Source organism: Cedecea sp. B1(4) (assembly GCF_059414925.1).
The window spans coordinates 322,252-336,318 of the sequence record NZ_JCAHMZ010000008.1 but is presented as its reverse complement, the minus strand read 5'-3'; the positions used below and the strand labels follow the sequence as shown (position 1 = coordinate 336,318).

General features: G+C 54.2%; 13 protein-coding genes. 4 read left to right on the top strand and 9 right to left on the bottom strand.

Annotated elements, in window-relative coordinates:
• The first annotated feature begins 4 nt into the window (after positions 1-4).
• From fimG to ACR6JA_RS18645, 3 genes are read left to right on the top strand one after another with little or no spacing between them, the layout of a single operon-like run.
• Positions 5-508: a type 1 fimbrial minor subunit FimG gene (gene fimG, locus ACR6JA_RS18655; RefSeq protein ID WP_494493995.1), complete on the top strand. Its 504-nt coding sequence runs from the start codon at positions 5-7 to the stop codon at positions 506-508.
• Positions 509-524: 16 nt separating this feature from the next.
• Entirely contained in the window at positions 525-1,430 is a 906-nt protein-coding gene (locus ACR6JA_RS18650; protein WP_213713036.1) for a fimbrial protein, read from the top strand.
• Complete coding sequence (locus ACR6JA_RS18645; protein WP_494493996.1) at positions 1,417-2,892, top strand: EAL domain-containing protein; 1,476 nt, start codon at positions 1,417-1,419, stop codon at positions 2,890-2,892. The genes ACR6JA_RS18650 and ACR6JA_RS18645 overlap by 14 nt, the downstream gene beginning before the upstream one ends.
• A gap of 88 nt (positions 2,893-2,980) precedes the next feature.
• Here ACR6JA_RS18645 and ACR6JA_RS18640 read toward each other — a convergent pair whose 3' ends face one another.
• The 4 genes from ACR6JA_RS18640 to ACR6JA_RS18625 form a co-directional block, all read right to left on the bottom strand.
• On the bottom strand, positions 2,981-3,199 hold the full coding sequence (locus ACR6JA_RS18640) for an acyl carrier protein (protein WP_008454337.1): 219 nt from the start codon (positions 3,197-3,199) through the stop codon (positions 2,981-2,983).
• A 17-nt stretch (positions 3,200-3,216) separates the two neighbouring features.
• Positions 3,217-4,650 carry an AMP-binding protein gene (locus ACR6JA_RS18635; protein ID WP_494493997.1) on the bottom strand — a complete coding sequence of 478 codons (1,434 nt, stop codon included), beginning with the start codon at positions 4,648-4,650 and terminating at the stop codon, positions 3,217-3,219.
• A complete protein-coding gene (locus ACR6JA_RS18630) occupies positions 4,647-5,765 on the bottom strand; it encodes a membrane-bound O-acyltransferase family protein (RefSeq protein ID WP_166876646.1) in 1,119 nt (372 codons plus the stop codon). Before ACR6JA_RS18630 ends, ACR6JA_RS18635 begins: the two co-directional genes overlap by 4 nt.
• 126 nt (positions 5,766-5,891) lie before the next feature.
• Positions 5,892-7,031, bottom strand: coding sequence for a D-alanyl-lipoteichoic acid biosynthesis protein DltD (locus ACR6JA_RS18625; RefSeq protein ID WP_494493998.1), 1,140 nt, complete (start codon positions 7,029-7,031; stop codon positions 5,892-5,894).
• A gap of 500 nt (positions 7,032-7,531) precedes the next feature.
• Between ACR6JA_RS18625 and ACR6JA_RS18620 the strand changes: the two genes are divergently transcribed.
• Positions 7,532-8,218, top strand: a complete 687-nt coding sequence (locus ACR6JA_RS18620) for a glycosyltransferase family 25 protein (protein WP_494493999.1) — start codon at positions 7,532-7,534, stop codon at positions 8,216-8,218.
• A gap of 66 nt (positions 8,219-8,284) precedes the next feature.
• Here the strand turns inward: ACR6JA_RS18620 and ACR6JA_RS18615 are convergent, their stop codons facing one another.
• Genes ACR6JA_RS18615 through ACR6JA_RS18595 form a run of 5 tightly spaced genes read right to left on the bottom strand, consistent with a single transcriptional unit; the run spans position 8,285 to position 14,054 of the window.
• Positions 8,285-8,776, bottom strand: a complete 492-nt coding sequence (locus tag ACR6JA_RS18615; RefSeq protein WP_008454347.1) for a DcrB-related protein — start codon at positions 8,774-8,776, stop codon at positions 8,285-8,287.
• 11 nt (positions 8,777-8,787) lie between these two features.
• Complete coding sequence (locus ACR6JA_RS18610) at positions 8,788-10,614, bottom strand: OmpA family protein (protein ID WP_494494000.1); 1,827 nt, start codon at positions 10,612-10,614, stop codon at positions 8,788-8,790.
• Entirely contained in the window at positions 10,608-11,954 is a 1,347-nt protein-coding gene (locus tag ACR6JA_RS18605) for a GlcNAc-transferase family protein (protein WP_213713044.1), read from the bottom strand. The genes ACR6JA_RS18610 and ACR6JA_RS18605 overlap by 7 nt, the downstream gene beginning before the upstream one ends.
• Before the next feature lie 18 nt (positions 11,955-11,972).
• Positions 11,973-12,968, bottom strand: a complete 996-nt coding sequence (locus ACR6JA_RS18600) for a fimbrial protein (RefSeq protein WP_213713046.1) — start codon at positions 12,966-12,968, stop codon at positions 11,973-11,975.
• 3 nt (positions 12,969-12,971) lie between these two features.
• Positions 12,972-14,054, bottom strand: coding sequence for a type VI secretion system protein TssA (locus ACR6JA_RS18595; protein WP_213713048.1), 1,083 nt, complete (start codon positions 14,052-14,054; stop codon positions 12,972-12,974).
• Positions 14,055-14,067: the final 13 nt, after the last annotated feature.

Below are 14,067 nucleotides of genomic sequence, written 5' to 3'. Positions count from 1 at the left end.
GGACATGAAATGGATTCTACCCGGGAGAGCGCTTGCCGGAGTACTGCTGGTGCTCTCTGCCACGGCGAAGGCGGATGACGTCACGATTACCGTGAACGGCAGGGTAGTGGCGAAGCCCTGCACGATCTCGACCCCAACGGCCACGGTCGATCTGGGCGATCTCTATACCTTTAGCCTGGTGCAGGCCGGCGCCTCATCCGCCTGGCATGATGTTGTCCTGAGTTTGACCAACTGCCCGGTCGGGACCTCTAAAGTGACCGCGACGTTCAGCGGCACGGCGGATGCCACGGGGTATTACGCCAACCAGGGCACGGCGCGTAATCTCCAGCTCCAGCTGCAGGACAACGGCGGCGCGACGTTGAATAACGGCGCCAATAAAACTGTTCAGGTCGATGCCGGCAGCCAGGGGGCGAGTTTTCCTCTGCAGGTCAGGGCGATAACGGTCAACGGCGGGACTACCCAGGGAACCATTCAGGCGGTGATCAATGTCACCTACACCTGGTCCTGATCGCAAGGAGGATGCAATGAAAAAAGTCATCGCGTTATTGGCCACGGTGGCCGGTCTGGGGTGGTCAACCACCAGCCAGGCGTTTACCTGCCAGTCACTGGGGACATCCATCAGCGGCTCCGGCACCGTGAACGTCAAGGTTAATCTTGTGCCGTCCATTTCGACAGGGCAAAACTTAGTGGTCGATCTTTCCCAGTCGATTCAGTGCAAAAACGATGCCCCAGCTCAATATACCGATCCGGTAAGGATCAAGTCCGGCTCCGCGTATCAGGGCGTGCTCGCCGCTTTCAGAGGATCATTAGGCTATTTCGGGGTGCAATATCCTTTCCCAACCACAACGGAAACCGCCTGGGTAAACCACACCTGGGGCGATTATCGTGGCTGGCAGGCCGTGCTGTATTTAACGCCCGTCAGCACCGCCAGTGGCGTGGTAGTTAAAGCCAACACCATGATTGCCCAGCTTATTCTGGAAAAAGAAGACTCCATTAACGGAAATCGCCAGGTAATCAACTGGAATATCTACGCCAACAACGATGTCGTGGTGCCCACCGGTGGCTGTGACGTGTCCGCCCGTAACGTGACGGTAAATCTGCCGGATTACCCTGGCACGGCACCTGCGCCTGTCACCGTGCGCTGCGCGCAAAACCAGAGAATTGGTTACTTTTTGTCAGGCAACACGCTGGGCAGCGATAACTCCATTTTCACCAATACGTCTGCCAGCTCGCCAGCCCAGGGGATTGGGGTTCAATTGCTGCGGAACGGTACTGCCATAAAGAGCGGGGGGGCCAACACCGTTTCTTTGGGAACGGTTGGGACGACCCCGATTGATCTGGGGCTAACGGCGACCTACGCGCGAACCACCGGGCAGGTTACGGCGGGCAATGTACAGTCGATAATCGGGGTGACGTTTGTTTACCAGTAGCGGCACATCCGCAGAGGCGAGCGAGCGTGTGACCTACATTCTCTCGCCCTGCAACATGATGGCGTGCGGGCTGGCGAATTTGTTATCAGCAAGTCAAACCCGCACGGTATTTTTCCCAGGCTTGGGGGAAGAAAGATCGCAGGAAGAGAGTGGGGCGCGGTTTGTGGTCTATCTGCCCGATCGGCCCTACTGGCTGCTTGTCGTCTTGCGGCAGGTGGCGCAACTGCTCGATCGACATGATGGCCAGCTCCCCATGCTCATTTTGAGCCGAAGTTCAGCCTCATGGATCTGGCGTTCGCTACAGAAATTAGTGAAAAAAGACGGTTATCTTGGCGGCGTGCGGGTGATGCCGTCCGATCTGCCCTGCGCCAGCCTGGCCGCGCTGCTGCGCGGGGACTGGGATAACAGCGTCAGTCTCAAAAAACACGGCCTTGAAGAGGAGCTGGTGAGCCAGATCCGGCCAGACGGTTTGACCCGAAAAGAGCTGGATGTGCTGGTGGACTCTCTGGCCGGGCAGACGATTCAGGAGCAGGCGAAACAGCGCGGCGTCAGCCATAAGACGCTGTATGTGCAGCGAATATCCGGGTTAAAAAAAATGGTTCATCCGCTGCTGCATGAGAAGGCGCCGATGGCGAGTAATAAGCAGAAAAAAGGAGACTCAGCGGGGATGCTGGCTGCCCTTTCACCGTTTGAAAGGGAGCTGGTTTATGCCATCCACAACCGCCAGATTTACCCGGTATTCCAGCCTATTGTGAACGGTGGGCTGCAGCTGAAAGGGTTAGAAATCCTGGCCCGCTGGCATCGAAATGGGCAAACCCTACAGCCCGCAGAGTTTCTGCCGCAGATCCGCTCCAGCTATACGTGGCGGCTGTTAACGGCCTTTATGCTGCAAGAGGCGGTGGGCGGCATTAATCAGTACCAGGGGGAGTATTATTTCGCGGTGAATATTCCGGCCGCGGTTTCAAACAGTGAAAGTCTGTTCGGCATTATTAAACGTCTGAGTACCCGGCTGATAAATCCATTCTGGACGGACAGGCTGGTGCTGGAAATATCAGAAGATCTGAATTTGAATCAGCATCAGGAGAGCCGGTTCTTTATTACCCAGCTTCAGCACCAGGGATACCGGGTGATGCTTGATGATTGCTTTTCGCAGAGCAGCGTTTATTTCCCGGTGCGGGCGGTGCGGTTCAACGATTACAAACTGGATCGCAAAGTCGTGGCCGACGCGCAGTATGAACCTCACGCGCTGGCGCTGATCAAAAGCCTGGCGTACTACTGTGAATTAACGGGAAGTTACTGCGTTGCCGAGGGGATTGATAGCCGCGAGAAATTAAGGCTGCTGCTGGCATCCGGGGTGCATCTCTTTCAGGGGTTCGGTATCTCTCAGCCCGTTTTCAAGTTTGAACTGCGGCAAATGATTGCTGCTTTGAAAAAAAGAGAGACGGTGCAGCCTATAGCCTGAATCAGCGCTTTTATCCTACTCCTCTCCCTGGAAGGGAGAGGGGCAGAACTGTTCCCGTATGTTTGAGTGAGACCGCTAATGCCCGTGACTAGCGATTCTCTTCAATATAACGCGCCAGATCCGCCGGGGTTTTCAGCACGGTGGCGACTTCCGTCGGCGGGATCATGCAGCCGTACACGTCCTGCACTTCCAGCACCAAATCAACGGCCAGAATAGAGTCGAGAATGTCGGACTCGATCAGTTCATCGTTAAAACCGACCTTGCGGGATAACACTTTTTCAAACAGGGCGAGAATTTCTTGTTCCATCTTATTTTCCTGGGTCATTAATTCGTGCGAGCCTGGGTATCCAGCAGCTTGCGGTCGATTTTGCCGTTAGGGTTCAGCGGCAAAGCGTCTTTAATAATGATTTGTGAAGGCACCATATAAGGCGGGATCACCTTCGCGAGCGAAGTCTTGATCGCCTCCGGGGCAAGGCCAGTGACGCAGAACGCTGCAATACGCAGCACGCCGCCGCCGGACTTCATCAGCGGCAGTACCACGGCTTCGCTAATACCGGACATCGCCAGTAGGCGGTTTTCAATTTCGTTGATTTCAATGCGGTAACCGTTCAGCTTGATCTGGCTGTCGTTACGGCCCTGGCAATACAGCAGCCCGTCTTCGTAGCCGAGATCGCCGGTGCGATAGCCGCGGTATTGCTCGCTTTCGCGGCGCAGCAATTTCGCGGCGTTTTCCTGCGGCAGGCCGAGATAACCGCGCATGACGTTTTTCCCCCAGATAATCAGCTCACCTTCGGAGGTAATCTCCATGTGGGATTCCGGCATCATGGTGCCCACCGGCAGCACATCGTTTTCGCTGTGCAGGATCTCGTCGGTAATTTCAATCACCGTGGTGGCGATGGTAGCTTCCGTTGGGCCATAGGAGTTCAGGATTTTGGCCTGTGGGAAACGGCGGCGCAGTTGCCTGACCAGCGCTTTGTTCAGCACTTCACCAATAAACACAAACACGCTCAGCGTGGGCAAATACTCGGCGCTGAACTGCGGGGAAAGCAGCTTCTGGTAGGCAAAAGAGGGCGTGGAAACCCAGGCCGAAACTTCGTTGGTTTTCAGGCGATCGAGCCAGTTTTCAGCGGCAATATCTTCCTTGGCGTTCAGCACGATGTGTCCGCCGGTGGCGAGATTCGCCAGCAAAGGAATAAGAGACAGGTCGAAGCTGAACACCGCGTGGTTCATTAATACCGGCACGTCCGGCAGCGCAAAGTCATTGCGCACCCACTTCATGAAGTGCCATAGGCTCTCGCGGCCAATCTGCACGCCTTTCGGTTTCCCGGTGCTGCCTGAGGTAAACATGATGTAAGCCAGATCGGGCTCGGCCAGCACGCTGCCGGTTTCGCCGGTCGCCACAAACTGCTTCGCCACGACGTCGTAGTAATAAGGGGCGCTGGCAAGCTGGCAGATCTCTTTCAGTCGCTCCTGCGGGTAGATGCAGTCCACCGGAATATACGGGATGTTGTGCAGCAGGCAACTGTAAATTGCCACGGCAAATTCGGCCTGCTGATGCCCGTATAAAACCACCGGCGTGCCGGCGGGTTGTTCGCACTGCGCGTAGCGCTGCGCCCAGTCGGTTGCAGCGACGGAAAGCTGTTGCCAGGTCAGGGCGGTATCGCTGCCGCTGACGGCTAACTGGTTTGGACGCGCGGGGTCAAGTAATGCCGCACGCAGAAAATCCTGCAGTTCCTGAAGCTCTGGATGAAGGTTCATAGAGGTGACATTCCACTAAAGATGTAGAGGGAGACCGCGGCGCTAGCCAGCGTCAGAATTCGTCCAAAAAACGCGATAACCGGATGGCGTAAGCCGTTACTCAAGGCCGGGCTACGTTTGGCTGACCAAAGCAGCATGTTATGGGCAACGGAAATGGCGCCGAACAGCGCGCCGCTGATGACGTAGTGTCGTTCAAGCCCGTTCCAGGCCCCCATGCAAAAGAGCGTGCAGAAGATGCCCACGTTCTGTGCCAGGGTTTTGTTTTGACGGAAGAAATCGAGCTTCATCAGATTCATGTAAATTGGCATAAAGACCACGTCGCGCAGCCACTCAGACAGGCTGATGTGGAACCGGCGCCAGAAGTCCTGCGGGTTTTTGGCCAGAATCGGCATATTGAAGTTGGCCGGAATATTCAGGCCAAACAGCCGCCCGGCGCCGATAGCCATGTTGCTGTAGCCCGCAAAATCAAAGTAGAGATAGGCGCTGTAGGCGACCGACATCACCACGCCGACGGTGAGCGTGAACGGCCGGTGGCTCCAGGACTCAATCACCAGATTGTCGATAAGCATCGCAAACAAAAACTTCTGCACGACGCCGGTGACGATTTGCTCCACGGCCAGTAAAAACTGTTCGCGGGTCAGCCTGAATACCGGCTTATTAATATCGCCGACCCAGGTTCTCCAGCGGTACATCGGGCCCGCAAGAATAATAAACGGCATAAACAGATAGCAGAAGTAATGCAAAAAGTTCTGGCCATCTTTTTTGCTGCGGTAAAGCAGCACGTCAATGGCGCGGAAAGTCATAAACGACAGGCCAATCATGCCCCAGTGATTATTCAGGTGTAACTTCACCAGCAATAGCGGCAGCAGCGTCAGGGTGACCGCTTGCCAGGTTTTTAACCAACCTTTCTCTTTCAGGGTGACGAGAAGATAAAACGCAAAGAATACCGCCACCGGAACCAGGTAATCCCCCTGGAAAATATATCCCCAGGCCAGCGCCGCGAGCACGGAGAATGCCGCCAAATAAGTCAGCCGGTAATGCAATACGCGGTTAACCAGCGCAAACAGCAGCGCCGATGAAAACAGAAAGAAAAAAAATGCCCCGGAGCTATACATCATTCATCCTTCAGAATTTTTGATATTCAAAATGCACTTTGATACTCATGCTGTCGTCCACGGAAGACCATGCGATCACCGTGATAGCCAGCAAGAGGTAAAGCACAAACAGGCGAACGGCAGTTTTCATCGTGTAAAGCTCTCGGCAATAAAGCGGTCCATAGCAACCCACGCCAGCTCGGTGGGATGCAGGCGATCCCAGTTCCAGCCATTTTGATAAGGCTGGGCGTACATATCGAAATAGCGCACCTGGTTTTGCTCGAGATACGCCCTGATCTGGCGGTCAACGGGCTGGAATTTCTGCGTGTTTTTCAGCGCCCACGGGTTAAGCGGATCGACGATCACCACGAACTGGGCATGGCGGGATTTGAGCAGATCGATAGTGGCCTTGAAGGCTTCCATCTGGCGGTTTACCACCGGCGTTTCGTACCACTCTTCCGCCGTTTTTCCGTCTTCATAAACGCTTTTGTCCATCCACAAGGTGGCGGCACTTTGCTGGCGAACCTGATTCAATACGCGGGCATGGGCCAGCTGTTCGTTCCAGTCTGGCGCGGCGTACTTATCAGCGGGAGCGGGCCATGGGCGGTGAGGTTCAGGCGCAATGCGCAGCCACGCCAGCCAATGGTTTTTTACCATGGTGCAGAAGTTAGCAAACTCATAATTAATAGACTGCCAAATTACTTTTGGCCGCCAGCCATATATTTTCATTTCGCCCAGGGTTAAATGGCTGATGTCCTCTTCATCAATATGGTGTAAGTAATTGACCAGGAAAGGACGGGCTTTTTCATCCGCCATCAGTGGGTTAAAAATAGCGGCCGGGAAATGATCGGCAAAAATAGCCGGAGGAATAGTGTCAAAATAAAAACTGTCCGGGGCAAACAGCAGAACAATTTTACTGTTGGCATTTATATCGTTTTTAAAACGTGAGAGCAGCAGGAATTGTGTGATGTTATCGACATAACTATCCCCGTAAGCCACCACCGGCTGATGTAATTGCTTATTAAAGTAATTATATACAGCGTAATGTTCATCTTCCGATGTCGACACCTCAGAAGCGCCGAGGAAAAATAATGCATTACCTTGTAATGCATGGGAAATTGTCGCTATTTTCTGTGATTGCTCTTTCGCTGTACCGTCCATGCTTTTAATCAGCGGCTGGAATGTTAGCGGCGTGAACAAGCCCGTCACCAGGGCCGGAACGCATAAGACCAGAACGGCAAGCAGCGCCATCAGGATATGTAGGCAGAGAGTATTCTTGATTTTCATTATTAATTTGAGGTTACATGACTACCATTTGTTTAAAATTTGTTATTTTTTATCAACACAACAAATCATCCCTGTGCATCGCTGCACTATATACCAGCCTTTCCCCGATGATGAGCGTTGCTGTGTAACGGTATGTACAACGAAGTACGTATTGTAATAATTCCCGCTACGCTTAGATGACGGGGGAAGTTGTATGGCCTGGCCGAGTAGGCTTATGGACTTACGTCAGGTGTTTTTCTGTCAACATTCCGCCACGTTCGTGAATTTCCTCAGCCTTTTGTTAAAAGTAGCGGATGACTCCGTACGCTCTTGATGAAAATAATCTCACGCTCCTGAGTGAGCGCAGAATTTGATCTGAATATAAAAACCTCCCCCGGCAGGGCTATCGGCGAGAAAGATTCAATGACATATATTGAAAGAAAAATAAAGCCATAATCCTAAAATAGACCTGTTGCCCATAAGGGCATGGAGTTTGCGATAAAATACAAGCTGGCAATTATTTGGAATGGCTCAATATGTGCGTAATTAACTGGGATTTTATTGATAAAATTGTCTATATCAATCTGGCGAAACGTCAGGATAGAAAGGCTGAAATTATCGCGGAATTAAAAAAGGTTCAGGCCCCGGAAGAAAAAATTATCCATTTTCAGGCCATTGAGGAAGAAGAGGGCGCGCTGGGCTGCGCAAAGTCCCACCTGAATGTCCTGATCATGGCGCAAATAAATGGCTGGAACAACGTCCTGATTCTTGAAGATGATATGGTGTTCGATGAGGATCCTCAATCTATTGAAAGAGCTAATATTTTTCTGGGTGAGTTAGCGCACACTGACTGGGATGTGGGGTTTCTTTCGGCCAGCTATTACATCATTAAAAAGGTGAGTTCCGCTTTTTATAAAGTCGAGTTCGCTTTTCTTGCAAACAGTTATCTGGTGAACAGGCCTTATTATCGAACGCTGATGCACAATTATTCTCGGGCCATTTATCGAATGGAGCAGGGCGAAGCGCGCAATAAAGCCGGACTGGATACCAACTGGTTAAAACTGATGGCTCAGGGAAACTGGTACGGCGTATATCCCTGCATCGGGCATCAGCGCCCCGGGCTCAGTGATATAGAAAATACGGTCATGGACAGACGAGAGTATTTTAAACGGCCAATTGAAGACATTAAACGCTACGGCTCATTTTAAGCTTGGCGAAGAATGAAGGGGCTGAAGCATCAGCCCCCGAAAAGAAGGGATGCTTCAGCGGGAGGGTTATTCGCTTTCGCCGAGGGGCGCTTCCAGAGGAACAAAGCTGTTAATAATCCGGACATAATGTTTACGCTGTGCTTCGGTGAAATCATTATTTACGGCCAGGGTAAACACCAGCAGCTTACGTTTATTCGGGTTCAGCACCGGGTGCCCCGGAAGCGTAATGATAGACGAGACCTGGCGGATCCATGTGCCGTCCTCGAGAAACTTATTCGCGGTTTGCAGGACCGGCAGTTTGGCAGGTCCGATCTCATGCCTGAGGTTCTTCCCTTCGACCTCGAATCCCGGGACGAAGCGTTTCATTTTATCCCACTGTTTTTCACAGAACTGATCAACGGTCTGCTCTTCTTCAAGAGTGGTGCGGTTGATCAAGATGTTATAGGGATTGTGATCCTCATCCATGTAGCGAAGGATATTGATCGACTGATCCTCCTGCGGATTCAACGTCACGAAACTGCCCTCATTGAGGGGGTAGGTCACAGGTTTGTTACTCATAAGCGACTCTCTCAATCCTTGTAGTCTTGCATAGATAACGGAATGATTTCGACGCGGCGGTTTTGCGCGCGTCCTTCCTGGGTGGCGTTACTGGCTATCGGGCGAGAGTTGCCCGCGCCTTCAACGATAAACTGGCTGGCGGCCAGGCCCGAGTGTTCCACCAGCCAGTCGCGGATAACGCGAGCGCGCTCTGTGGACAGGGCCATGTTGACAGTGGCAGAGCCGGTGTTGTCAGAATGGCCGATGATCAGATACATCTGCAGCGGATTGCGCGCCATCTCAGGCACCAGCTGCGTCAGAATGTGCTGGCTTTCCGGCATCAGGTTACTGCTGCCGTTCTCAAATAAAGGCGCGTTGTTCACGAGCTGCAGGAATGCCGATGCATCGGGTTTGTCATTTATTCCCAGCAGTCTTTGGAGCGGCTTTATCTGGCTAATCTGGCCGCGAATTTCCACCGCATCCTGCTGTATGGCGTAGCCAATGCCGCCCGCGAGGCACAGCAGCAGCAGGGCGGCGAGTGCTTTAGGCCAGCGTCGGCGGCGTGGGATCTCCACCGGCACTGGAATCGGCGCAGGAGAGGGGGTAGGAGGCGGCTCTTCAACCGGCGGCAGGGGAATCTCCGGCAGCGGAGGCAGGGCGATAGAAGCCGACAGGCCGGGCAAAATACCGTATCGCTCTGAAAGCCACAGGGACCAGGCCCCATGCCGGGTGAATCCCTGGCCGTGATCGGCGAGAGTGATGCCGGCAAAGTCGAGCTGGGTGCTGTCAAACAGGGTCTGTAACACGTTCATGATACGGCTTTCAGCCAGCCAGGAAAGCAGCGTGCTGGCTACCGCGTGGCGCTGAATGGCGTAGAGATCTTTCCCGTCGTCATTAGCTTCCAGCTCGGCCAGCAGGCTCGCCCACTGATGCTCAAGCTTGAGGTGGCCGTAAGGCGGCTCGGCAAGCCCGCCGGTCCAGATAGCCCGATCCGGATCGTGGGCGGAGCGCTGCTGGCTGAGCCGGGTGTAGAGCCCCAGCATGCAGGGTAAAGGCTCAGAAAGGCGGATGGATGAAAAGGCGTATTGCCAGGCGGTAATTTGCTCGATCATGATGCTACTGCTTTCAAAGCCGTCGGCAAGCAGCGGGAAATAAGCCATCGTAGCAAGGGCGATGTTATTTTTCTTTAAATACGCCATCCGTTTGGCCAGGCCGTTGGCGTTCTCCTCAATCACCCACAGGATGCCATGCTCGCTGCCGGATGACAGGTTTGACTGGCTGAACCATTTTCCAGCAAACGGCCCGATGACGAAGATCATCAAGCGCGGGGATCCTGCCGCCCCGGCCCGCGGGCTCACCCAGGATGCCGTTGCGTGTTCCGAAGGAGGCGTCTCTGCCCGGGCGCGTGAAAAATAGCGGGCGCGTTTAGCCGCCCGCAGCGAGACCAGGGCATCGGTACTGCCTTCAATTTGCATCACCAGCGTCAGCAGCTTCCAGGCGTAGCGAAAAATGATCTCGCTGTCGGCGTTGAGCAGGGCATCCAGCCGGGCGGAAAGGGGGAGCGCTTCCTCGCTGTCAACAAAGCCATAGAAATACTGCACCAGCGAGTAGCGTTGCCAGGACAGAGAGTTGTTTTGGGCATTGCTGCTCAAGCGCTTATCAAAATAATCACACAGCGCCCGGCACAGCGCCTCGCTTTCTTCAGGCACCTGGTTTTCCACCAGCAGCGCCTTGTTGAACTGCTCAATCAGCGAGATCAGCCTGAGCTGAAAGTCCGGCGCAGAGGGAATAATGCCGTCAAAAGAAAACAGGGTATCCACGCTGACTAATCGACAAAAAAGGGCTTCACTTTTCACCATGTCTTCTCCGTGACGGTGCCCCAGCCCAGGCTGTCTGACCAGGTGCACAGCCTGATCGAGCCTGGTTTGCTTAGGCTGGTGGTTTTAAATTCCACCGGAAGCGAGATCTCTTCCGAGGACGTTTTTTGGCGTAGTTCATGCAGTTCGCTGCGGGTGAGCGTTTGCCTGTGGAACAACTCGTTCTGTTGGGTATAGACGCTGATATGCAGTGCGCTTACGTCGCCGTTGTCTGCTTCATAATCAGTCTTGCTCAGCGTAAGGGTCTTCTTATGCCAGGCATATTGCCGACGTAGCCATTCGGCATGGTCGGCGGGCGGGTCGGAGAAGAAATTCACTTTATCCTCGGCCATGACTTCCGGTAAAACCGTGCCGTTTTTCAGGCAAATACCGGCCTGATATTCAAACTGCTCCAGCGTTCTGATCTTTCCCAGCCCATAGGGGGCCAAGCCGCCTTCGGGCTCGCTCTCCAGACCTAGCACGGTTCTGACTCGCTTTTTCGACGCGGCATCGCGCTCCCACCAGGCCTTCTCAACGGAGCCCTGTTCTTTGGCCTGATTCGTGTGGTCGCCCCAGACTTTGCTGTGCTCTTTGCGCTGATAGTAGTGCCATAGCAGAGGCTTATGGGGATGGTAGATATCGTAGCCGTGGCTAAACGCGCGCACGGCCATGGCTATTTCCTCACCTGCGAAGAAAATCTGTGGGTCGTTGGGGATCTCTTTTACGAAGTCCCCGCGGGTAAAAATAAATCCTCCGGCCAGGTAGCTGCCCCTGACGGGTTCGGGAGACTCAAAAGGCGTGGAGCTGAACATCGGGAGCCCTTGCGGGTTGAACTCCCGGAAGATTAAGCGGCTCACATAACGTTTTTTACTGGCTTCTTCGTCTTCTCCGGGAACAAACGCAGGCGGGTAGGAGGAGAGCACTGGCCGGGGAGATTTCGCCGCTAGCTGGCGCAGCGTGCTTATCATTTCGTTATCCCAGCCGGGGATAAACCGGCAGTGGGAATCAATTTGCAGAAAATAGTCTGCTGCCTCAAATAGCGATTCCGCGAGGCTCCGCGCCCAGCAGGCCCCCTGGCTGGCATAGTAGTGCACGCTGATGAGTTCGATTCGGGCCTGCTGGAAACTGAAAATAAACGCCTCGTGTCCGGCAACATGCCGGCTGCCCATGGGGACGAAGCCGTGTCGCGTAAAGAGGCTGAGATCCTCATCGTCCTGCCAGCACACGGCAATGTGCAGCCTTTCAGGCTGGCTGGCGTGGCGCAGCATATCCTGAAGCGTCGGGATCAGCTGCGGATCCCGATAACTGGCAATGCTGATAAAAATTGTTGCGGGGTTGCCCATATTTCCTTATTCCCTGGCTTACTGAATACTAAAAATAATTTCTGCTTTTGCCGTGAACAGGCCACCGGCAGGTGCCGTACCGTTGCCCTGGACCAGCGTCGCTTTCCAGGCAAATTCAGCCGGACCCTGGCTGGTGATAACCCGTGAGGATTCAGAGGTGGATCCATCGACTTTCATGATTTTGTTGTCGCCGTCGGTGATGCGGATTTTTAAGCGATCCATATTGCCGTCAGAGTCTTTGATACGAATAAAACCGCCGTCTGCCGTAGGGGTATCGGTAATCATCGACGCGGAGGCCGAGTAGGATCCATAGTCACTCTTACAGACGATGGCGAAGTCCAGGCTGCGGGTAACCCCGGCTTTTAGCAGCGTGGGCGTCACGTCGTTAAAGTCGATAGTTTTAGCGTTATCCGCAGTACAGGCCGGGGTACTGATAATTTTCATTTCCCCGATAGAGAGGCTATGGGTGAACGACGCGGGGTTATCTGACAGGATATAGTTGTAGCCAATTTGTCCGGCGGGCAGGATGGTATCCCCCGTCGCGGCATTGGCCAGGCGCAGGTTATTGCTGAGTTTATAAAACTCAATTCGATAAAAAGACTGCGGTGGAATATCGAGTGAACCAACCGAGCTGCCATTTGAGAAAGTCAGATAACTGGTCGACGGGAAATTACCAAACGCCGAGCCGTTGCTCGCCAGCATTTTGATGCCAATGCCCGGAATGTTGGTCGCATAAATTTTTGTGGATGTATCCTGCCCGGACAGCGACACGGCGCGTTTGCCGTACTCTGTTCCCTTAATACAGTCGTCATAACCTACGCCAGCGCCGCCCACCGTCGGGCTGTCATATTGGGCTATTGGCGTAGAAGTACTCACCGGCGCATCAGCGGAAATAATGATTGTCTTAGCGTCAATGGTGAGCGGCGTGGGGGTCCCGCGCGCCAGCGTACAAACGGCCCATGCGCCAGGCGACATCAGCAGCCCGGAAATCAGAAGGGTGAGTATCCTTAACATTGTTTATTCCTTTTCCTGGTTCAGCATTGCGATAACTTCTGGGGGATACATTTTTTGCAGCTCGGCGAAGCTCTTGCCTATGCTTTCCTCCGCGTATTTCAGCACCGGCACCAGCGGGCTGCTTGGCTCTGCCACGGCAAACCAACTGCGGATTTCCTGCAGGCGCTGGAGCGCTTGCGCGCGCGTATTAACCCCTTTTTGCGGTTCGTGCCGCGCAGGACGAGGCACCGGGACAGGAGGCTGCCAGGCCGCTTCGTCAGCCGGGACGGCTACCTGACCAGGGGGCTGCGTGGGCACAGGCTCCGGCACGCTTTCGGGGGCTTTTTCCAAAGGGAGATCTCTGGCGGGCATTTCGCTGCCAAACTCGCGGCTAAACATGCCAAGAATGCCGGACAACAGCGGCAGTTCAGGTGCCTCGTGCCCCAGCGTCTCCGCCAGGATCTGTTTTATCTGCTGCACAAAGTAATGGGCCTGCGTTAGCGGGCGAATCTCTTCTCGTGCGCTGGTGTGCCATTCGCGAATGATGGCGGCGACGGCCTCGTCCGACAGCGCACCTTCTTCTCTTGGCAGTTGGTGGGCTTTTTCAAATTCTTTAACGGTAATTTGCAGCCCGGAAGCTTTGGGCAGCGGCTGGTTGCGCAGATCCGTCAGTAGACCACCAATATCCTCCAGCTCGGCGAAGGCGTTTGCCCGCAGCATTGGCTCGAACTCCCCTTCGTCAAGCAGCTGTGGATGCAGGTCGTCCGGCCAGCTTTGTAGCAGGGCAAGCAGCGCCTCCGCGCCTTCGGCCAGCGCAGACAGCCCGCGCTTACGCAGGCGGCAGCGCATCAAAATAATCACCAGGCGAACATCTTTGCTTTTTTGCAGCAGGGCCTGGCAGTCGCGTTCGGTTTCCGTCCAGTTCACCGGCTCAGCGGCTTCAACGAAGTCGCCGTATTCGGCCCCAAGCTTTGGCTGCAGGCGCGACTGCAGCATGATAAAAGCAGGATCGTAATCGAGCGCTTCGCCGCAGGGCGAGTCGCCCGGAAAGGGCTGCATCAATGACTGGTAATAGTCCGAGCAGGTCAGGCTTTCGTATTGATTCATGTGCGTGTCTTTT